14 protein-coding genes are annotated in these 21760 nt (G+C 45.5%); 7 read left to right on the forward strand and 7 right to left on the reverse strand.

Annotated features, from left to right (window positions below):
- Positions 1–134 precede the first annotated feature (134 nt).
- Positions 135–1202, reverse strand: coding sequence for a DNA polymerase IV (gene dinB / locus FCL46_RS09185; protein WP_267313729.1), 1068 nt, complete (start codon positions 1200–1202; stop codon positions 135–137).
- Between the two features lie 245 nt (positions 1203–1447).
- On the opposite strand from dinB, the gene FCL46_RS09190 reads away from it, so the two are divergent.
- Positions 1448–2110, forward strand: a complete 663-nt coding sequence (locus FCL46_RS09190) for a Crp/Fnr family transcriptional regulator (RefSeq protein WP_136806187.1) — start codon at positions 1448–1450, stop codon at positions 2108–2110.
- A 254-nt stretch (positions 2111–2364) separates the two neighbouring features.
- Here the strand turns inward: FCL46_RS09190 and FCL46_RS09195 are convergent, their stop codons facing one another.
- The gene (locus FCL46_RS09195) at positions 2365–4755 is read right to left on the reverse strand and encodes a PAS domain-containing hybrid sensor histidine kinase/response regulator (protein WP_136806188.1); all 2391 of its coding nucleotides are present in this window, start codon (positions 4753–4755) and stop codon (positions 2365–2367) included.
- 615 nt (positions 4756–5370) lie between these two features.
- On the opposite strand from FCL46_RS09195, the gene FCL46_RS09200 reads away from it, so the two are divergent.
- A complete protein-coding gene (locus FCL46_RS09200) occupies positions 5371–6696 on the forward strand; it encodes an MFS transporter (protein WP_136806189.1) in 1326 nt (441 codons plus the stop codon).
- Between the two features lie 67 nt (positions 6697–6763).
- Here the strand turns inward: FCL46_RS09200 and FCL46_RS09205 are convergent, their stop codons facing one another.
- Together FCL46_RS09205 and FCL46_RS09210 are read right to left on the reverse strand one after the other, a co-directional pair.
- Entirely contained in the window at positions 6764–7045 is a 282-nt protein-coding gene (locus tag FCL46_RS09205; RefSeq protein WP_136806190.1) for a hypothetical protein, read from the reverse strand.
- A 186-nt stretch (positions 7046–7231) separates the two neighbouring features.
- Positions 7232–8275, reverse strand: coding sequence for a sulfite oxidase (locus FCL46_RS09210; protein ID WP_136806191.1), 1044 nt, complete (start codon positions 8273–8275; stop codon positions 7232–7234).
- Between the two features lie 547 nt (positions 8276–8822).
- Here FCL46_RS09210 and FCL46_RS09215 point away from each other — a divergent pair.
- From FCL46_RS09215 to FCL46_RS09235, 5 genes are read left to right on the forward strand one after another with little or no spacing between them, the layout of a single operon-like run.
- The gene (locus tag FCL46_RS09215) at positions 8823–10196 is read left to right on the forward strand and encodes a TolC family protein (RefSeq protein WP_136806192.1); all 1374 of its coding nucleotides are present in this window, start codon (positions 8823–8825) and stop codon (positions 10194–10196) included.
- Entirely contained in the window at positions 10193–11365 is a 1173-nt protein-coding gene (locus FCL46_RS09220; RefSeq protein WP_136806193.1) for an efflux RND transporter periplasmic adaptor subunit, read from the forward strand. The genes FCL46_RS09215 and FCL46_RS09220 overlap by 4 nt, the downstream gene beginning before the upstream one ends.
- Positions 11358–14510, forward strand: coding sequence for an efflux RND transporter permease subunit (locus FCL46_RS09225; protein WP_136806194.1), 3153 nt, complete (start codon positions 11358–11360; stop codon positions 14508–14510). The genes FCL46_RS09220 and FCL46_RS09225 overlap by 8 nt, the downstream gene beginning before the upstream one ends.
- Complete coding sequence (locus FCL46_RS09230) at positions 14504–15181, forward strand: response regulator transcription factor (RefSeq protein WP_136806195.1); 678 nt, start codon at positions 14504–14506, stop codon at positions 15179–15181. Before FCL46_RS09225 ends, FCL46_RS09230 begins: the two co-directional genes overlap by 7 nt.
- A complete protein-coding gene (locus tag FCL46_RS09235) occupies positions 15178–16470 on the forward strand; it encodes a sensor histidine kinase (protein WP_136806196.1) in 1293 nt (430 codons plus the stop codon). Before FCL46_RS09230 ends, FCL46_RS09235 begins: the two co-directional genes overlap by 4 nt.
- Positions 16471–16542: 72 nt before the next feature.
- Here the strand turns inward: FCL46_RS09235 and FCL46_RS09240 are convergent, their stop codons facing one another.
- The 3 genes from FCL46_RS09240 to FCL46_RS09250 are packed head-to-tail and all read right to left on the reverse strand — an operon-like array spanning position 16543 to position 21759.
- On the reverse strand, positions 16543–17172 hold the full coding sequence (locus FCL46_RS09240) for a TetR family transcriptional regulator (RefSeq protein WP_136806197.1): 630 nt from the start codon (positions 17170–17172) through the stop codon (positions 16543–16545).
- A gap of 14 nt (positions 17173–17186) precedes the next feature.
- Positions 17187–18608: an efflux transporter outer membrane subunit gene (locus FCL46_RS09245; protein WP_420811270.1), complete on the reverse strand. Its 1422-nt coding sequence runs from the start codon at positions 18606–18608 to the stop codon at positions 17187–17189.
- A 10-nt stretch (positions 18609–18618) separates the two neighbouring features.
- Positions 18619–21759 carry an efflux RND transporter permease subunit gene (locus FCL46_RS09250; RefSeq protein WP_136806199.1) on the reverse strand — a complete coding sequence of 1047 codons (3141 nt, stop codon included), beginning with the start codon at positions 21757–21759 and terminating at the stop codon, positions 18619–18621.
- Between the last annotated feature and the right edge of the window lies 1 nt (position 21760).

Genomic DNA, 21760 nt, shown 5'->3' on the forward strand with positions numbered 1-21760 from the left:
TATATTTGTATTGAGAGTACTTTATGGCTCAGAAAAAAACATATGCGATGTATTACGTTGCTGAGAATATGCGCATCTCTAAAATGACATTATAATAACGATATGCGAAAATATCCTCGAAACAACATGTGGTTTCAAGGCTGCTTCGGGATTGGTGCATCCGGAAAGGGTAATCGCAATTGGACTGGAATAGAATTTCTGGTAAAAAGTCCGGATACAGCCACTCCAAGTAAGCGAATTTTATTATTTCCTGCTTCGGTATTGTTAAGGAGTCTTGGCAGGCAGAACATAATGTCTTCATGAGTAAAAAGTGGTGACACAACGGTTGCTGACCGTGTTACGGTAACAAAGTCATGATAGCGGACTTTAAGTGTGAGGGTATACCCTCCAACGTTTCGTTTTAACAGACTGCCCGCAACTGACTCTGACAGTTCACCGAGGACTGCCATGATTTGCTGCATATCACGTATATCTTCAGCAAATGTGGTTTCGCTGCCGATTGATTTTCGTGTACGAGAAGCTTTTACAGGCCTGGGATCATCGCCTCTACAAATATCGTAATAGTAGCCGCCGGATTTCCCAAAGTGAAAAATCAATTCTTCACGTGTAAATCTCCTGAGATCTGCACCTGTCGTAACGCCGATTCGTTCCATTTTTTTTTCAGTAGCTTTACCGACACCATAAAATTTCCCTATTGGTAACCTTGCCAGGAATTCGAGAACATCAGCGGGAGGAATTATAGCTATGCCGTTAGGTTTATTAATATCAGAGGCGACTTTAGCTAGAAATTTGTTGCAGGAAACGCCAGCAGAGGCAGTGAGTCCGGTGGAGGAATAGATATCTTTTCGTATGCGTTCGGCAAGGATTGATGCTGAGGGCTCGTTATATCTGTTTATAGTGATGTCCAGAAAAGCTTCATCGACAGAGAGTTGCTCTACATGATCGGTATATTTATGGAAAATCGCCATTATCTGCATGGAAATTTCTTTATATCGTGCCATTCTGGGCTTGGTAAATATTGCTGATGGGCATAATCTATACGCCTTAGAACATGGCATGGCCGATCTAATACCGAATTTACGTGCTTCGTATGAGCAGGCGGCTACGACGCCCCTACCACCCGGTCGGCCGCCAACAATTACCGGTTTACCGCGCAGTTCAGCATTGTCGAGTTGTTCTACAGATGCAAAGAATGCATCCATGTCTATATGTATAATTTTTCGATTACTGTGCATTATATCGGTTGAGCAATGGGTAGAGCGGGTAATTTCAAGACTAATATGTTGTAATGCTGATCCGTTGGCGCTGTGCCATCATTTTTCTACATGCTATATTGTTGCTGTATTTTTTTTACAGTAGTATTGCCAGATGGTATATACAGGGCGCATCTTACTACGAAAGGCATCGCAGACTAAAGAGTTTCTTCATTTATCACTACAGGCTTACTATGAATACAAAATCCGTCATTGCATCAAACAGGCTGTTTCAGGGGTTGCCCGAAAATGAACTGGCCGAAATAGAAAGAATAGTCATCTCAAAACACTATGGCAGGGGAGAGACAATTTTTTTCGAAGGTGATGATGGTAACGGTTTTTATATTGTAGCAGAAGGAAAGGTGAAGATATTCAAAATGTCTTTGCAGGGTAAAGAGCAGATATTACATATATTTGGTCCTGGCGAACCTTTTGGTGAAGTGCCTGTATTTCATGGTCAGCCTTTTCCAGCCACCGCTGAAGCGCTGGGTAAAACCAGTGTGCTGTTTTTCCCGCGAAGAGAATTTGTAGAAGTTGTAACAAAAATTCCGTCCATTGCCTTAAACATGCTGGCGATGCTCTCAATGAGGTTACGCCGTTTCACCAGCCAGATTGAATCACTCTCCCTAAAAGAAGTACCAGCGCGACTCTCTTCATATTTATTATATCTTTCTGAAGAACAAGGCAATGCCGATACTGTGGAGCTTGAAATCTCGAAAGGTCAATTAGCCAGTTTACTTGGAACAATACCGGAGACACTCTCCAGGATTCTCGGAAAGATGTCAGAAGAGGGCTTAATTGAAGTTCAGGGAAGAAAGATCAGTCTTCTGGATCGGGTAGGGCTGGAAGAGCGCTAGGAGGCTGTCCGACAATGGTTTTCGAAGTTTACGCTATCTGCCCAAACTCTTCGGAATTTTCAAAAAAATAATGCTCGCAGGTAAGCGTTAGACTCCGATATCATGTATATGGCTGTGCTTATTTTTAGAAAACTTCTCGATTTTGACCAAAATCCCTATTGTCGGACAGCCTCCTAAAAGTCAGTCCTGGAAAGGTCTTATGATCAAAATATCTCAAAATGAATTAGTCATAGGGCCTTTGGGTATCTGTAAAATCACTTTTTATTGCCGATAACTCTCTGCAAGACCTCAGTCATATCAGCTGGACTCAACGGCTTGGAGATGTAGTCTGTCATCCCGGCTTCAAGGAGTCTCTCTTTATCACCGCTCATCGCATGGGCGGTCATGGCGACTATCGGGATATCCGCATACTTTGTGAACTCCGGTGTTGTACGGATATGTCGTGTGGCTTCCACTCCATCCATGATCGGCATCTGGACGTCCATGAGAAGAACATCAAAGACTTCATCCCGGTTAAGAGTTGATAATACTTCAAGGCCGTTTTCCAATGCCTTGACGCGATGCCCCATTTTCTCAAGAACTTTAGTAATAACCTGTCGGCTGATATGGTCATCTTCAGCGAGTAAGATGGAAAGTCTTGCCTCAGGGATGTTGCTCTTAATGTTGATCTTGTCAATATCCTGATCTGTGGTGGCGACAGCAAGGGGCAGGGAAAAATTCACGGCAGTACCGACGCCTTCCTCGCTCATTATACTGAGGTTGCCGCCTAAAAGAGTTACCAGGTGTCGGGAAATTGCTAACCCCAATCCAGCCCCCTGATATTTCCGGGTGAAACTGCTGTCGCCTTGAACAAATGGATCAAACAGGCTGTTGAGTTTATGAACAGGAATTCCGATGCCGGTATCTGTGACCGAGAACAGTATCCGGTCCAACTCATTAGGTTTTGGCTCTAGCCTGCAAGCCTCGACCAACACAGAGCCGGCTCTGGTAAATTTGAGAGAATTGGCGATGAGATTGTTTAAAATCTGCTGAATCCTGGCAACGTCTCCAACCAGCAAAGGAGGGATGTCGGAATCTATCTTAAAATTCAGGGTGATCTTTCTTTCTTGAAAATCGGGAACAAAGATCTGCTCAGTGGCACGCATTGTCTCGATGAGGTTGAATACTACCGGTTGTACTTTCAATATCCCTGCTTCTACTTTAGAGAGGTCCAGTATGTCTTCCAGCAGTCTGGTTAACCTTTTTGATGCCAGAAGGCCGTAGGATACATATTCCTTCATCTCTGTGGTTAGAGCAGTGGTCTCCATGAGCTGTAACATTCCCATGATACCATTGATCGGAGTACGGATTTCGTGACTCATGTTAGCCAGGAACTCGGATTTTATTCTGTTGGCCGCTTCAGCAGTTTCTTTAGCACGAATCAGTTCTGCCTCTGCCTTCTTGCGATCAGAGATATCTCTCGCTATCGTAATAATTAGAGGTTCTCCTTCAATCATTGCTCCGCTGGCACGGACTTCCACATCAAAAACGGTACCATCCTTGCGGCGGTGTTGACTTTCAAAAATACTGTCTATCGATTCGATGTGGCCAAAATTTCGTTTTATCTCATCTTCGGTGGAATTAGCGTCGAAATCCCAGCTATGCAGGCGGTTTACCTCTTCAAGATTGTAGCCCAGCATGTCGGCAAATCGTTGGTTGGCTTCAATCACCCGGTGCTGTTGGTTAAAAATTGCTATGCCGTCACCACTTTTTGCCATCAGGATACTTCGGCGTCGTGCTTCGTTATTAAATTTGGTTTCGGTCAGTTTGCGATCGGTGATGTCGCGTAGTGCGGTGATCCGTATATCTTCACCATTTTCCCTTATCAACCTCGCCTGAATCTCACAGGGAAAGGTTGTTCCGTTTTTGCGCAGGGCGGTTACCTCATATGGGGCCTCCTGATTGCTGAGCATTCGCGATAACACTGTAACATGGTCATCAGGGTGAATCCATTCTATGCCTGCCCGTCCGATCGCTTCGGTATCTGAATAGCCGAACATTTCTCTGGCAGTCTCGTTCTGACCAATGCAGACTCCCTTAACTGATAAAAATATAGATTCGAAAGTCGCTGTAGAGAGTTGCTTGTAATGGCGGCAGGCTTCTAACGTTTCCTGTGTTGCACGTCTCTCCCGTGTAATATCGGTATAGGTAGTGAGTACAGCAGTCGGCGTGTTGCTGTTATCTGAAAAAAGTGGCCGACAGCTAACCGTCATCCAACTGAGAGTGTCATGAGCTGATTGTATTCCAATGATCACCTTATCGCATGGGGCCCCGGTGCGGAGCGTGATAGCAGCAGGATGTTCGTCACTCGATAAAGCGGTGCCGTCTTCACTTACCATAGGCAGGTTGCTGGTGTACTGAGGCTTACCATGCAACGACGTTAAGTCAAGCAACTCCCTAGCAATGGTGTTGATGAAAATAATCAGTCTGGATTCATTTTCGATAACAATTCCCGCTTCAACTGCGTCAAGAAGTAGGCTGAAACAACGGGTAGTAGAATCAGTGTCACCAACATGTTGTGGCCATAAGACCTTGAGCATATTTGACAGAACGTCTGGAGGGGGAGCATCGTTATTATTAGGATTTATAGAGCGATTGGAGGTCATGACCTTACTCTTGGATAAACGTGTATATTGAATGGAAAGCTTGGTAAGAGCTTGCTTGGTCGTTTAAATTAGAAATAAAACATGCAGTTAATATTTAATTAATTCATGCGTTCAAAACACGTTGTTGCACTTTCTATAATACATCATCACCTTTTTTTTGTCATTTCCACTTAATGGAATGTGAGCGGTCGAAATGTTCTGACCTTCATATTGGTCGATGTTGGCGTTGTATTGATACAGCAATATATTTAGGGATGTCATAGTCGTTAAAAGAATACGGGTAGAAATTTACGTCTATTGTCATAGACACCATCCGCTGTTCAATCATGTCGCTGAACAATCTTTACTCTTTGAAGGTCTGATTGCCTTCACCAAAAAAACATGTATTTCAGATGCCTGTGTGGTTGTGATTTGTGAAATTACTGGTAGCCTCAATTCTCTGAAAAATCCTTCAGATTCATTCGTGAAAAAAGAATTTTGTCTGAACATTGCTTTTTTAGTCATTTTCTTCTAATGAGCGTAGAACATTCCCAGGATGCTTTCGATCCTGGTTGTAATTTTAATATCAAAAATATTTTTTTACAGTGACTGACTACACAGTCCTGAGGGTAAGAAATGCAGCGTCTTATTTTGAACAGCTGGGCACTGTTTCTTGGTATGGGACTAATCATGCTGGGAAACGGTTTACAGGCAACACTTCTTGGGGTGCGTGCCTCTATGGAAGGTTTTGGCACAACCATCACAGGTATCGTTATGTCCGGTTATTTCATCGGGCTTATCGTCGGTTGCAATACTGTACCCAAAATAGTCAGCCGGGTTGGTCATGTTCGTACATTCGGTGCCCTGGCATCTCTTGCATCCACATCAATACTTGTACAGGCGGTTCTCGTTAATCCTTTTGCATGGTGGGCAATGCGCTTTGTTACAGGTTTTGCTTATGCCGGTATCTATATAGTTGCAGAAAGCTGGCTTAATGAAGCTGCCGAAAACGGAAATCGTGGGAAATTGTTAAGTTTTTATATGCTTGTCTCTCTTGGCGGTATGGCTGGTGGGCAGATGCTGCTTAACCTTTTTCATCCATCCGGATTTGAGTTATTTGTACTGGCATCCCTGCTAATCAGTTTCGCTGTGATACCAATATTGCTGTCGACTTCCCGGGCACCACAGTTCGAAGTGATGGAAAGTGTCGGCATTATAGGTCTCTATCGGGTCTCGCCGCTTGGCGTATTTGGCATGTTTATCACCGGGATGTCGATAGGGACATTTTTCGGGATGGGTGCTGTCTACGCCACTGACATTGGTTTGTCGGTTAAGGATGTTTCCTTTTTTATGGGAACGCTTATTCTTGGTGGCTTTCTTTTCCAGTATCCATTGGGATGGTTTTCAGATCGCTTTGGACCAATCAAGGCTATCATACTCAGCTGTATAAGTGGTGCGGCAGTATCTTTTATTGCAATGACTATTGAGGCCGAAGGTTTAGCCTTTTACGCAATTGTCGCAACAGTTGGAGGTTTCGCCATGCCTTTGTATTCCCTTTGTTGTGTGCATACCAATGATTACCTGACACCTACCCAGATGGTTGCTGCAAGTGGGACTTTGGTGCTTCTGAGTGCGACGGGAGCTGCAATTGGATCTCCTATGACAGCCATTGCCATGGATATCCTCGGACCGCAGGCTTTTTATGGAAGCCTTGGTGTGATGTTAAGCTCTGTTGCAGTTTTTGCGCTATGGCGTGCAACTCAACGTGTAGATGCTGTTATCGAGGAACATGGTGAATTTGTTGTAATGGCGGCAAGCCCCTTGAGTGTATCATTAAATCCGGATGTGAAACTGGAAGAAATTGAAGCGGCTGCAGATGAAGATACCGAAGACATTCAATCCAGCTTTGCTGAGCTTGTTAATGATCTTGAAAACCCTCAGGATGAAATTTTGCCCAACTAAAGATACGTAAAACCTCAAAGCTCTTCTTGCTGAACTCGATTATTCTACAGACTTTTAAGATCTGATTTCATTTCTTCTTGAGATGTTCAAGGCCTTGAACCCGATCTTTGAGATTGGCGAAGGTCTTTGTGGCTATCATGAGTTCTGCCGTGAAGTCTTTGAGGCATTCCTCACACATGGCAACCACGTCTTGATCTGTCAGCTTTTGGAAATTGTGGGCACAATCAAAGCAAAGGGCATCCTTGTTTTCGCTGAATATGATGGTATCTGCACTTCCGTCTCCTACATGTTTGCAGACAATCCAAAAAGGTACCTCCCCGTGTTTTTTACACGTTTCTTCTACCGTCATGACATTCCTTGTTGTACTGATGGATGTAGTGTGTTTCCTGCCTTAAAAGAATGTACAATTCTTCTATCTGAGATCAGATAAGTATATGTGCTAATATACCGGTCCTTCGGATCGCATATAATAACAAATGATCTATCTTTTTGGTACTCATAACATATACATCCATAGAGGGAAGGTACCTCCTGATTATCGTATATGCACAGTGATAGCGTGTTCCTCAACCCCATTATTTCCATAGCCAAGTACATTCCAATCAGCATTCATAGGCTGTGGGTTCCCATCTGAATCAATTGCCCGCGACATCAGAGTGAAATCTCCTTTTTCTTTGGCTTCCCAGATGTATTGCCAATGACGCCAGGCAAATTTTTCGTGAGGTCCTATGAAGTCGGCATCGGCCCAGTTCTTTCCGTTATCCAGCGATACTTCGACCCGATCAACGTCGGTTTCACCAGCATAGGCTGTGCCAAGTATGACGACAGTTCCAGCGCTCAGTTCTTCTTCATTAAGCGGTTGAGTAATGAAGGATTTTAAAGTGATTTCAGTAACTACCTCGCCGGATTTCGATTCTTCGCCTTTCTGATAGGTTCTGTAGACATTGTCCATAAAGAATCCTTCATATGGGCGATCCAGTACGTTAATCTTCGATAACCACTTCACGCAATTGGCTCCCGTCCAACCCAACGCTAACACACGTAAGGGATACCCATGTTTTAACGGCAGAGCTTCACCGTTCATCTCATAGGCAAGAAGAGTTGTCGACATGGCTTTTTCGATGGGGAGACTTCGAATGAATTTGATGCCTGCAGAACCCGGAGACTGATCATCTCCTTCAAAACTCACGTGTTTTGCACTGCTCTTCAAACCCGCTTGCTGCAAAACATCTTTTAGCCAGATACCTCCATAAACAGCATTTCCAACCCCTCCAATAGTCCAGGTGTTGCCTCGTGCTTTTTCCTTGAGCAGAGAACGCCCGTTACCCGAACATTCAAAGGTGTTAGCGACAATAACCTTGGTCATTTTGAGGATCTGGTCCATGGTCAGATGAAATGGATTTTCTATTTCACCATCAACGGACAATTTCCATTTTTCAAGAGAGATAGGTTCGCTTGGGAACATGCCCTGGTTTCGATCAAAGAAAATGGAATTAGCGGTAATCCACGATCGCAAAGATTCAACTGGTGTTTCAGCGTTAAGAGGTTTTTCGGTCATAACTCGCATCTTTTTTTCCATTTCATGTCCTCCTTCTCAAAAGTTCTGGACTCAAATGACGTATTTCTGACTACAGAAGAGTGATGTTAGTACTTCGGAATTCTCAACTGGTAATCAGCTATTGGTTTCAAAAAACTCATTAATTCGAGTTGTTGATTAACAAATGATTACGCTGGCTAAATATTCTGCCCTCAAGGTCTAACTTTATATAGGTGTAATTAGTGTTACCACTAACAATGTGCTAATTCAATTGATTGTTAGAAGGGCGAAGTCGCCATATTAACTAAAATACACTTAGAATTGCTTCCACAAAGGGGAGCATCCCTTAAAGGCCTTTATATCCAAGCGTTATGTATATAGTTGTGCAATAACAGCTTTTTATGTGCAGTATGCATTGTCGTGCCCTGCTTTTTATATTTTTCCATCTGGTCTTAACCCTCCGTTAACCGCCTTCCTGATATCTTCCTCTTCATAGTTGGGATATGCCGGATGGCTGTAGGCTTATGGATATATCTTTAAAGGTTTGAGGTTTATAGCCCCGATCAACAGTGGATGGAGTGGAATGCGGATGTATCTAACAAAAATCAAAACATATTTACTACCTCTTGTGGTGGCAATTTCTGTCGTGCTATTGAGCTCATGCAGCACAATTCCTCAGGGGAACTATACGGCGCTTGCAGAACAGGAACGTCAACGTGTGACGGAGTGGCCTGCACAGGAAGAGGGGGCTGAAAAAACAACATACCTCGGGGAACTTATCAGGGATCCTGAACTTGATTCACTGATAGAGGAAGCCCTGCAGGCAAATCCGAATTTGCAGCAGACCGTTTTGACATTGAAGATTCTCGGTGCACAGCGTCAGCAGACAACTGCTGATCGTCTTCCCAAGGCGCAATTCGACGCAGGTGCAGGTAAAGACGAGGGTGATGATGAAAGCTATAGCGGTTCGCTCAGTATCAGTTGGGAAGTTGACCTTTGGAAGAAACTTGCAGACAGTGAAAATGCGGCAGTAATGGACGAAGCAGAACAGCAGGCATTGCTTGAGGCAGTACGCCTTTCACTCACTGCGGAAGTTATGAAAGAATGGCTGGGCCTGATCAGTGACCAGAACACCATCGATATAGAAAGACTCCGCCTGGAAAATCTCGAAAAAAACGAACTCTATATACTACAGCGATATCGCAGCGGTATTGGCAACCTTGAAGATCTGGACAGTGCCCGTACCTCGACATCTGTTTCAAGAGCATCCCTTGAAGGGTATCAGGAAAATCTGTCACAAAGACAACGAACCCTGAAAACTCTTCTTGGTCGTATTGGAAGCACAGATCTCACAGCGAAAGCGTCATACCCTGAAGTTCTAACTCCACTTGCTGATCTGCCAGATCAAACCCTGCAGCGTCGTCCTGATCTGCAGGCAGCTTATTTTGCTATTAAAGCAGCAGATTTGAGAACGTCTGTTGCGTATAAAGATTTGCTTCCGAGCATAAGTCTTCAGGCAGCCCTGGAGGATATCGGAGATTCACCACAATCCATGCTGCTGAGTGATCCTTTATGGGGTTTGCTCGGCCAATTGACCGCACCTGTTTTTCAGGGGGGAAAGCTTAAAGCTGCAGCTGAAGTCGCAAAGTTAAAGACAGCACAGAGCTATGAAGCCTATCGTGAAACCCTGCTGGAGGCCATAAGTGAAGTAGAAAACGCCTTGAGCCTGGAGCAGTCAATCACTCGTCAGCAAAACCATATAACCTCTGCGCTGGCAAGTGCCCGTAATTCTCTAGAAAGATATCAGGAGAGCTACAGGTCCGGTCTGGTTGATATACTTGACCTGCTCACCGTTCAGGAAAAAACATTTGATCTTGCATCACAACTAGATACCCTCATTTACGAACGCCTGACAAACCGGATTGACCTTGGTCTGGCGCTTGGCCTTGGAGTAGAAAAATGAAACATCGAATAATAAACTGGTCAACAGTCATTGTGGCACTCATCATCCTGGCTGCTTCAGTATTGTATACCCGTCAGCTTATAGCCGAGCAAGTGGAAAACCGCCGTCCACCACAGGCGATTCAACCTCAGCGCCCGGATGTTGCAGTTCTCACCGTTGCAGGCGCTACATATAGTGCAAGAATTCAGGGCTATGGTGAAACGAAAACACATTACAGTCTGACATTAACAGCTCAGACAAGTGGCCAGGTGATCGATCAGTCAACTCAACTTGAGTCGGGATGCCAGGTAAAGAAAGGAGACGTCCTTATTCAACTTGAAGATAGCGACTATCAGTCTGCAGTTGCTGATGCTAAAAGTGATCTGGCAAGTGCCAGGTTGAGTTTGCTTGAAGAGCAACGTGAGGCAAATCAGGCGCAGGCGGAGTGGCGCGCTTCAGGGCTTAGCGGTGAACCGGATTCAGATCTTGTTTTGCATGAGCCTCAACTTGAAGCAGCAAAAGCTGCAGTTGCAAAAGCTGAAGCAGCCCTTGTGAGTGCAGAAAAAGAATTAAGCCGAACAAAAATCACCTCCCCATTTGATGCTATTGTGGTTGAACGATTAACAACACCGGGCAGCTATCTTCAGGCAGGAACCGCAGTCGCTACCTTATACAGCACTGACATGATCGAAGTTGCTGTGCCGCTGTCGACAAGAGATTGGAAAAATCTCCCGGATTCGACAACCCTTATTGGTAGTTCCTGGCCGGTTCAATTGAAAGGTGTTGAAGATAGTCAGAAATGGTCGGGCAGAGTGCTCCGTGCTGCCCAGCATGTAGATAGTACCAGTCGGCAGCGTACGCTGATTGTTGCGGTAGATTCTCCGCTGGATCAGGTTCCCCCACTTTTACCTGGAACTTTTGTTGAAGTTGCTATGAGCGGCAGTGAGGTTCACGACGTCTGGAAATTGCCAAACTCTGCGCTGAGTCAGCGAGGTGAAATCTGGTATGTGACAGAAAACAATATCCTGGCCAGGTTTTCTACGGAGCCACTATTCAGCAACGAGAGTTCAATATATATCAATGTCCCAAAAGAGCTGACCCAATCTTCAGTGAAGATAGTGGTCCATCCGCTCAGCAGTTATCTTCCTGGCATGAACGTTCAGCCGGTTGTGGGGGATGAAAATGCATAATTCAAATACTACAAAAGGGATTATCCCATGGTTTGTATCCAACCCGGTAGCTGCTAATCTCCTGTTGATGCTGGTCATTGTCCTTGGAGTCTGGCAGTTGACGACCTTACGCAAAGAGGCGTTTCCAAGTATGGAACCCCACGCGATAAATGTATCGGTCTCGTATAGCAGTGGTTCAGCACAGCAGGCTGAGGAAGGTCTTGCAATAAAAATTGAGGACCAGCTTGAAGACGTGAGTGGAATTGACACGGTTACCAGCCAGTCTACCAGCAGCGGTGTTACGGTTTCTATAGAAAAGCAGGATGATTACGATCTTGACCAATTATTCGAAGATGTGACGACTAAGATCGATGCCATTTCCACATTTCCTGCTGATGCTAAAAATCCAATCATTGAGAAAGCAGAGCGTAAAGAGCATTCTCTCTGGTTGCAGCTTTATGGCAATGCGGACAGGCAGACATTGCAACAACTTGCAGATGACTTGAAAACTGATTTGCTGGCAGAAGACGCCATCAGCAGGGTCAGTATTTCTGGTCGCAAAGATCCTATGATGGTTGTTGAAATAGAAGAAGCGAGGTTACGGGCATATGGCTTATCGCTTTCTGATGTGGAGGACGCTATTAACCAGGGTTCTTCGAGTACGGCAACTGCCGTAATGCGAAATGAACACCTCAATCTTCAGCTCAAATCTTCTGAGCAGGCGTACCAGAAAGAAGACTTTGCCGCCATTCCACTTCTTACCACCAGCGATGGTCATAGATTATTACTTGGAGAGGTGGCAACGATCAATGACACCTTTGATGACGAAACTGCTGTATTGTCGCGCTATAACGGTCAAGATACTATTTCTCTGCAGGTTATCACTACAGGCATGGATGATATTTCTGATTCTGCAAAGAGCGCCCGTAAGGTAGCTGAGCAGTGGCAGGACGGCTCCAAACTTGTCGAAGGAGTGGAGCTTGCCACCTGGTATGACCGCTCTACCTCAATTAATCAGCGCTTGCAGTTGCTGATCAAAAATGCCCTGTCAGGTATAGCCCTGGTTTTTATCCTGCTTGCTGTGTTTTTAAACCTTACTGTTGCCTTCTGGGTTGCAATGGGATTGCCCTTTATCTTCTTTGGAACCCTCTATTGTATGGGGACCAGCTTCATAGGTCTTACACTGAATGAATTCACAACCTTCGGCTTTATAATGGCTCTGGGTATTGTTGTGGATGATGCGGTGGTGGTGGGTGAAAGCGTGTATACCCAGCGTGCCCAAAATGGTGATACTATCGAGAATACCATCAAGGGGACAATGCGTGTCGCGCTACCCACTATTTTTGGTGTTTTTACGACTGTGGCAGCATTTTTTGCTCTATCACAAATTAGCGGACGCCTTGGTGAACTCTATTCACAGTTTGCAATGGTTGTGGCCATTTGTCTGGTTCTCTCTGTTATAGAGTCAAAGCTTATTTTGCCGGCTCATCTGGCACATCTTAACACCAGACCACAAAGTTCAAGTAACCCGCTCACACGTCTCTGGCAGATGGTTCAACATGGTGCTGACCGGGCTCTTAACATTTTTACTGAACGCTGTTACCGGCCGGTTATTGAATATGCTCTTCACTATCGCTATGCTGTGATAATCGTGTTTATCGCCCTTTTTGTTCTTGTTGTTTCGATGCCATTTGCAGGAGTGTTGCGGGTGAGTTTCTTTCCTGATATTCCAGGCGACACGGTGACGGCATCACTTACAATGCAAAACGATACCAGTTTTGGCCAGACTCATGATGCTCTTGGGCTTCTGGAGCAACGGGCCTATCAGGCAGATCAGGAATTGAGTGGTGAGTCTGCAATCTCGTATATTACAAGTCTGCAGGTGTTGGCTGAGGCAGATCAATCCGGTACGATAACACTTAAACTAAGCAGTGAAGCGCCCTATGATATAAATTCATTCACACGTCACTGGCAGAAGTTGGCTGGCTTGCCGGAAGGTACACGGTCTCTCAGTGTCCAGAACACCCGTAGAATGGTTGATGCGTTGCGAATTGAGCTTCGTGCGACAGATGATAGTATTTTGACAGCCGCTGGAGAAAAGCTCAAAGAAGAGCTGCAGAATATGTCGTCTGTGAGCGGTATCGAAGACAATCTACAACCGGGTCAACCGCAGTTGCAGCTCAAACTGACAGAGCAGGGAAGGGCACTCGGCATGACAACAGAGATGCTTTCCGAACAAATTTATCAGGGGTTCAGTGGCCAGGTTGTGCAGCGTTATCAACGCAATAGTGATGAAATAGAAGTGAAGGTCCGCTACCCGGAAGGCGAGCGTCAGAATAGCGCCGACCTCCTTAAATCATCGGTACGAACGAGTGACGGCACGGTATTGCCTTTATCCAGTGTGGCCACGGTAACTTACGGCTATACTCGAGACACAATTACCCGCATAGATGGAAAGCGTGCTGTGTACATTTCTGCTGATGTTGACAAAGATGCAGTGTCTGCAACCGAACTTGTCAGTACGCTAAAGACTACAGCAGCATCTGAACTTCAGGCAAACTATCCGGGGTTATCTCTTCACTTTGCCGGTGAAGCCGAGCAACAGGCTGAAACACAAAACTCTATGGTCCAGGTGTTTTGCATTGCTATGCTCGCTATTTACATGTTACTGGCAATCCCATTGAAATCATATGTGCAGCCTCTGCTCATTATGACTGCAATACCTTTTGGTATAGTCGGGGCAATTATCGGTCACTGGATAAATGATCTCTCTTTAGGTATACTCTCGCTCAATGGCATAATTGCACTCAGCGGAGTGGTGGTAAACGACAGCCTGCTATTGGTGTCGAGGTTCAATACTTTAAGAGCCGAAGGTTGTGACTTACATGATGCAATTAGTGAAGCCTGTCGTAATCGACTTCGTGCTGTGCTGCTCACCTCGTTCACCACTTTTGCAGGACTTATGCCTTTGCTTGGTGAAACATCACTGCAGGCTCAATTTCTTATTCCGGCGGCGGTGTCGCTTGCTTACGGCATTATGTTTGCAACGTTGATTACTCTGATATTAATACCTTCGCTGCTGATGATTCAGGCAGATGCAGTACGAGGTTTGGTCGCAATTAAGCGATGGTATTTTCCTGAAAAAGGCCAGCAACAGGTATGTTAAACGTGCTCCTTGTGGAAGATGATCTCGATCTGGCGGATACTATCGTCGAGTATCTTGAGATTGAAGGAATACGTTGTATCCATGGTGCAAACGGTATGGCCGGACTGCAGTTGGCAAAAGAGGGTGGATATCAGGTATTATTGCTTGATATTAACCTGCCACGACTGGACGGTTTGAGTCTGTGTGAGCAATTACGAAGTTCCGGAGATGACACGCCGATCCTGATGCTGACGGCACGCGACGGTCTGGATGACAAATTGGCAGGCTTTCAGGCAGGAACCGATGATTATCTGGTGAAACCCTTCGCCCTGCTGGAACTCGTGGTGCGACTTAAAGCCCTCTCGCGCAGGCGTAGTGGTCAGGTTCGTAAATTATCCTGCGCGGATCTTGAAATGAATCTCACCGACAAAACTGTCACCAGGGGCGGCAGCATAGTAAAATTATCACCCACAGGCTGGCGATTGCTGGAAGCGTTACTTCGGGCATCCCCCGAAGTTATTTCCAGGCAGGATTTGGAAGAAGCGGTATGGAATGATGATATCCCAGATAGCAACAGCCTGAAAGTTCATATATTTAATCTGCGTAAGGCAATTGATGTGCCGTTTTCCAATCCTTTGCTGCAGACAATAACCGGGCACGGTTTCGCTATGCGAGAGAAGTCTTCATTATGAAGTACAAGATTAGTCTTAAACTGTTTGTTACCCTGGCATTTTCATTACTCGCTGTGGTGCTTGTTATAGGCTATTCGCTACTCAGTGCACACTATTATCATATGGGGATGGACAGTGTCACTGCCAGCAATATGGAGGAGACTGCCCGCAGCTATGTTAAATTAGTTCCGCCAGCCAAACGAACCCAGTTCGAACATTTCAGAGGGTATAGGATTTCCAGTAACTGGAATACTATTCCCCTTGATCTCCAGACCGCCTTTGGTACCAAACCTCCCGAGCAGGGATTGTCAATAGAAGTAGAAAAGGACAACTGGTTCAATAAGCCTGATATCGTCTATTTTGTTTATCGATATCAGGACGACAATGGAACGTTGTTTGTTACCCGGCGTGGCTCCAGAGCTAATGCTCCTCCGCTCATTGGTCGTAATGCAGCGGAAAGTCGGAAAATGCTGTTTGCCATCAGCGCTTCAACTGCAGGATTAATCGGGGTTACAATTTTGTTTTTGCTGCGACGTGTTTCGCGGCCTGTAGCGTCATTGGGGCAATGGGCTCGATCTCTGAACGCTGAAAACCTGAGTGAACCACCTCCTGATTTCTCCTACCCGGAACTCAACGATTTGGCGTATCTGATCAGAAACAGTCTTTCTTCTGTTCAGGAGAGTCTTGACCGAGAGCACAGTTTTTTGCGTCATGCGAGTCATGAACTACGAACCCCGATAACCGTTATGCGTAACAATATAGAATTGTTACATAAAATAAAAGAAACAACGGCCTTTGAGCGAAGTGCTCCGCTGGAAAAAGCAATTGACCGGATGGATAGAGCCAGTTTGAATATGCAGTATCTGACAGAGACGCTTTTATGGTTGAGCAGAAAGGAAATGCAGACACTTCCGGGTAAACAGATTGAGTTGGATAGTTTGCTGGAAGAACTGGTGGATGAGATGAAATATCTCCTCGATAGAAAAGATGTTCAACTGAAAGTAGAGACAAATCCGTGTACAGTGTTTTTACCCGAATTTCCAGTCAGAATTGTATTGGGAAATTTGATTCGGAATGCGTTTCAGCACACCTGGGAAGGATGTATTACCATTCACCAGCAAGACAATCGTGTTGTTGTCTTCAACCCGCAATTGCCTGCTGGTTCTGATCAAAACGAATTGGGTTTTGGCCTTGGACTGCAATTAACCAGGCAGTTAATACGAAAGCTGAACTGGAAATATGTCGATGAATCGACACCTTCTACTCATCAGGTGTCGGTCCTATTTGATAGTGGGCATGCCATATCTTAACGAAAAAAAATCTATAACATGTTGTTCCACTTACAAAAAATTCCACATCCACCTTTGCGGGTGTCACCGGCCTTACGAATGACTAAGACCGGAGCGCAGCATTTGAATCAGGCCGTCGAGCATAAGAGGAATTTCATTCTCTACATCTAAAAGATCTGGAAAGAAAATCCAGTTGGTTGCCAGTCCGTCAATAAACGACAGTGTGGCAATGCTGCCGAGACGAACATTGAGGTCTTCGGGCAACTGCCCCTGCTTGATAGCATTTCGCAGAATTTTTTCTATCTTCTGTTGGCCCTCGCGGTGACAGTTGACCCTATGAACATGAAGGGTACCAGTATCTTCTACCGCTTCGCATTTACTTATTAAAATCTTGAATAACTGCAGTACCCGCGGATCGTTTTTAAGACTCTTAAAAAAACTAATATAGGTCTCTTTCAATTTACCCAGCGGATCTGGAGTGTCCGGATTCTCACTTGCACGTGACAGAGGTTCAAAGGGCAGGAGGAGCTGCTCCCAAAGATCAGCGAGCATATCCTCCTTATTTTTGAAATGCCAGTATATAGCGCCTCTGGTCACACCAGCTTCTTTGGCGATATCTGCCAAAGTGCTGCCGGAGACACCACGAACAGAAAAAACCTTTACCGCTGCATCCAGAATAGCTTCGCGGGTTTTCAAGGCTTCTTCTTTCGTCTTACGGGCCATAATTGTTCCTTGTGTTATTTCGTATATTCTTTCCAGCCGCCTCCAAGAACCTTATAAACGGTTACCTGGTTTTCAAGCTGAGCACGTTTTAAAGTAAGATAATTCTGCCTGGAGCTGTACAACGAACGCTGGGCATCCAACAATGTAAGAAAACTATCAACCCCTTGTTGATATCGGTTGCTGGCATGGCTGTAATACTCTTCATTTGCCAGCAGATTAGCCTGTTGAGCAATCAGCTGTTGCTGATAGGTTTCACTGGCAGACAGGGCATCAGAGACTTCCCTGAATGCGGTCTGAATAGCTTTCTCATATCTGACAACATAGAGTTCTTTTTGTATTTTTGCCACATCAAGTTCCGCCTGCAATTTGCCTGCAGTAAAAATTGGCAGACTTATAGAAGGCGAAAATAACCAGGAGCCATTTCCGCTATCAAAAAGTTCACTCAGATCAGAGCTGCCGATACCTGCACTTGCAGTTAACCTGACTGTAGGGAAAAAGGCTGCCCTGGCTGCCCCTATATTGGCATTTGCTCCGATTAACTCATGCTCTGCAGCCATTATATCCGGTCGCTGCAGCAACACTTCCGACGAGACGGCTGAAGGCATAACAGATAGAGGTTCAAACTCTTGCAGTGAACCAATTTCACTCAGTATAGTCTGTGGTAGACTGGTACCGATAAGTAATGTGAGATTATGAAGATCCTGAAGTACCTGCCTCCGATACAAAGCCGAATTGGCTTTCACAGATTCAAGACTGGTACGCGCCTGTGCCAGGTCGAGTTGATTGGCAATGCCAGCATCAACCCGCTGTTGGATAAGGCGATAGGAGTCCTCTTCGACCTGCCGTGTCTGTTCTGTAATATATAATAATTCCCTATCAGTAAGCCAGGTGATATACGCATTGGCTACTTCTGCAATAAGGCTTATAGTTGCACTCTTGCGGGTCTCTTCCAGTGCCAGATATTGTTCGAGTGCCTGATCATTGAGATTGCGGATCCGACCGTAAAAATCGAGCTCATAAGAAGTGCTTGCCACCTCAAGTGAATAGGATTCGCTGGTAGCGGCACCACCACTGGTCGGGCCACGTTGTTTAATGCCGCTTGCGTCACCAGATATATTCGGAAATAAGGCCGAGCGCTGGATACGGAACTGAGCCTGATACGCTTCCACATTAAGGGCTGTTTCGCGCAGATCTCTGTTATTGGTTAATGATAGTTTAATAAGTTCTTGCAGGCCTGGATCTGTAAAGACATCACGCCAGCCGAGATCTGAAATAAGGCCTGAGCGTGTGTCGTCTGCATTCAATTCGGCCTTTTGGGCCTCACTTATCGGAAATTCGTCTGTTACAGGTAACCCCGGCCGTAGATATTCAGGAGCCATGGCACAGCCGTTCAACATCAGAAACAGAGAAGCTGCGGCACATAATTTTTTTGTAATAGTCATACAATCAGCTCTCCTGAGCCGAAGCAATAACAAGCTGTTTTGCCTGGCGTGTTTTAAACAATCGAACAACCACTATAAAAAATAGAGGGATGAAGAAGATGGCAAGAACCGTCGCCGAGAACATTCCGCCAAAAACACCGGTTCCAATAGCGTTCCTGCTATTTGCGCCTGCACCGGTACTGATTGCAAGAGGCAAAACTCCGAGCATAAAGGCAAGTGATGTCATAAGAATGGGGCGAAGGCGCATCTTACATGCTTCGACAGTTGCCGTAATTAGATCAGCACCCTCATCGTAAAGAGCTTTGGCAAACTCAATAATTAGGATGGCATTTTTGGCAGACAAACCAATGGTTGTTAACAGTCCCACTTGAAAATAGACATCATTTTCCATGCCCCGGAAATATGCTGCGCCAAGAGCACCGAGTACACCAAGCGGAACTGCCAGAATTACTGAGAACGGTACAGACCAACTCTCGTACAAAGCGGCCAGGCAGAGAAAAACAACAAGTATTGATATCGCATACAACGCTGGTGCCTGTGAACCGGACTGCTGCTCCTGGAAGGAGGTTCCTGTCCATTCATAACCAATACCAATCGGTAGTTGCGACACCAGGCGATCTATCGTCGCCATTGCATCACCACTGGAGACCCCCATAGCACCTTCACCCATTACCTGAACAGCCGGGTCACCGTTATACCTTTCCAGTCGCGGTGAACCATAGCTCCAATGGCCACTGGTAAATGTGGAAAACGGTACCATTTCGCCGCCACTGTTACGCACATACCATTTTTCAAGATCTTCAGGCTGCATCCGATATTGGGCATCGGCCTGAAGGTAGACGCGTTTAATTCGTCCATTATGAACAAAATCGTTCACGTAATTTGAACCCCAGGCGGTGGCTAAGGTCGTGTTGATATCACTCACCGTAATGCCAAGAGCCATGGCCTTCTCATAATCAATATCCACATGATACTGAGGAGTATCCTCCATGCCATTAGGACGAACCCTTGTCAGGCTGGGGTCCTGTGCAGCCATGCCAAGAAGTTGATTACGGGCTTCAATGAGTTTTTCATGGCCCAGTCCTGCACGATCCTGCAGATAAAAGTCAAAACCTGTTGCAGTACCAAGCCCTTGAATTGCAGGAACGTTAAAGGCAAAGACCTGTGCTTCCTTTATCTGAGAAAAATATCCCATGGCCCTGCCAATGATAGCATTAACGCTCTTATGTTTTTCCGTTCGCTCATCCCAGTCTTTCAATTGTGTAAAAACAAGACCCATATTCTGACCACTACCCGCAAAACTGAAACCGGCAACGGTAAAGGCAGTGTTAATAGTATCTTTTTCCTGGGTAAGGTAATAATCACGGACTGTATTCAGTACTTCCTGGGTTCGCTCCTGAGTAGCTCCTGTGGGTAACTGAACCATGGTAAGAAAAATACCCTGATCTTCTTCAGGTAAAAAGGATGTCGGCAACTTGGTAAACAGCATTACCATTCCCGCAATAAGCAGAAGGTAAATCAGGCCAAACCTGCCTGTTCGTTTCAGGATATAGCTGACACTGCGACCATAACGCTCGGTATTACGTTCAAACATGCGGTTGAACCAGCCGAAAAATCCACGTTTTTGCTCATGCGTTTCTTTGGTTACAGGCTTGAGTAAGGTTGCACACAGTGCAGGCGTAAGAATAACCGCCACCAATACTGAAAGGGCCATAGCTGAAACAATGGTTAATGAAAACTGACGATAAATTGCTCCGGTCGAACCTCCGAAAAAGGCCATAGGAATAAACACTGCTGAAAGCACCAGAGCAACACCAACAAGAGCACTGGTAATTTGATCCATAGATTTTCGGGTTGCTTCCAGAGGCGACAATTCTTCGGTTGCCATAATTCGTTCTACGTTTTCAACAACAACGATGGCATCATCAACAAGAAGGCCGATAGCCAATACAAGACCAAACATAGTCAGTGTATTAATTGAGAATCCAAATATCGCCATTATGCCAAAGGTACCAAGAAGCACTACCGGCACGGCTATAGTCGGAATGAGGGTGGCCCTGAAATTCTGCAAAAACAGAAACATGACTATGAAAACCAGTAAAATAGCTTCAACCAGAGTATGGGCTACCTCTTCAATTGATATCTCAATAAAGGTGGTGGTGTCATAGGGGTAAACAACCTCGACCCCTGCTGGGAAATACGGTTGAAGATCAACAAGTTTCTCGCGGATAGCCTCGGCAGTGTCCAGGGCATTAGCCCCGGTAGCCAGCATTATTGCCATTCCAGCTGCCGGTTGACCATTGAAGTTGGTTTCCGAGTTGTAGCTCTCGCCACCTATCTCAACCCGCGCTACATCCCCCAAGCGGATTTGTGAACCATCAGTATTTACCTTGAGCAGAATATTAGCGAATTGCTCAGGCGAGCTCATTTTGGTCTGGGCAATCATGCTTGCACTGACCTGCTGTCCTGCAACAGCAGGAGTGCCGCCGAGATCACCAACAGCTACCTGGTTATTCTGTGCCCGGATAGCACTGCTGATATCTCCAGGTGTCAATTGATAGCTGTTAAGCTTATGCGGGTCCAGCCAGATACGCATAGCATACTGACTGCCAAATACCTGAAGGCTACCAACTCCTGAGGTACGACTGAGTGGATCCTTAAGCGTGGACACCATGAAGTCAGACAGGTCATTCTTATCCATGCTGCCATCGGTGGAAATAAGAGCGACAACCATCAGGAAAGTCGAATTTGCTTTTGAAACTACTAAACCCTGGTTCTGCACTTCCTGCGGAATCAGGCTTGTTACCTGTTGAAGTTTATTCTGCACCTGTACCTGGGCAATATCCGGGTCGGTACCAGCCTGAAAGGTCAGGGTGATTGTAACCGAGCCTGCAGAAGAACTCTGTGAGCTCATGTAAAGCAGGTTATCAATGCCATTCATATTCTGTTCGATAACCTGAGTAACACTGTCTTCGATAGTTTTCGCTGAAGCACCTGGGTATATGGCGGTAATACTCACTGAAGGCGGTGCTATGTCAGGATACTGAGAAATTGGCAGTTTAAGAACTGCCAAAGCACCTGCCAGCATAATGACGATGGCTATAACCCATGCAAAAATAGGGCGATCTATAAAATATCGGGCCATG

The sequence above is a fragment of the Desulfosediminicola flagellatus genome, assembly GCF_005116655.2.
Classification (GTDB): domain Bacteria; phylum Desulfobacterota; class Desulfobulbia; order Desulfobulbales; family Desulfocapsaceae; genus Desulfopila; species Desulfopila flagellata.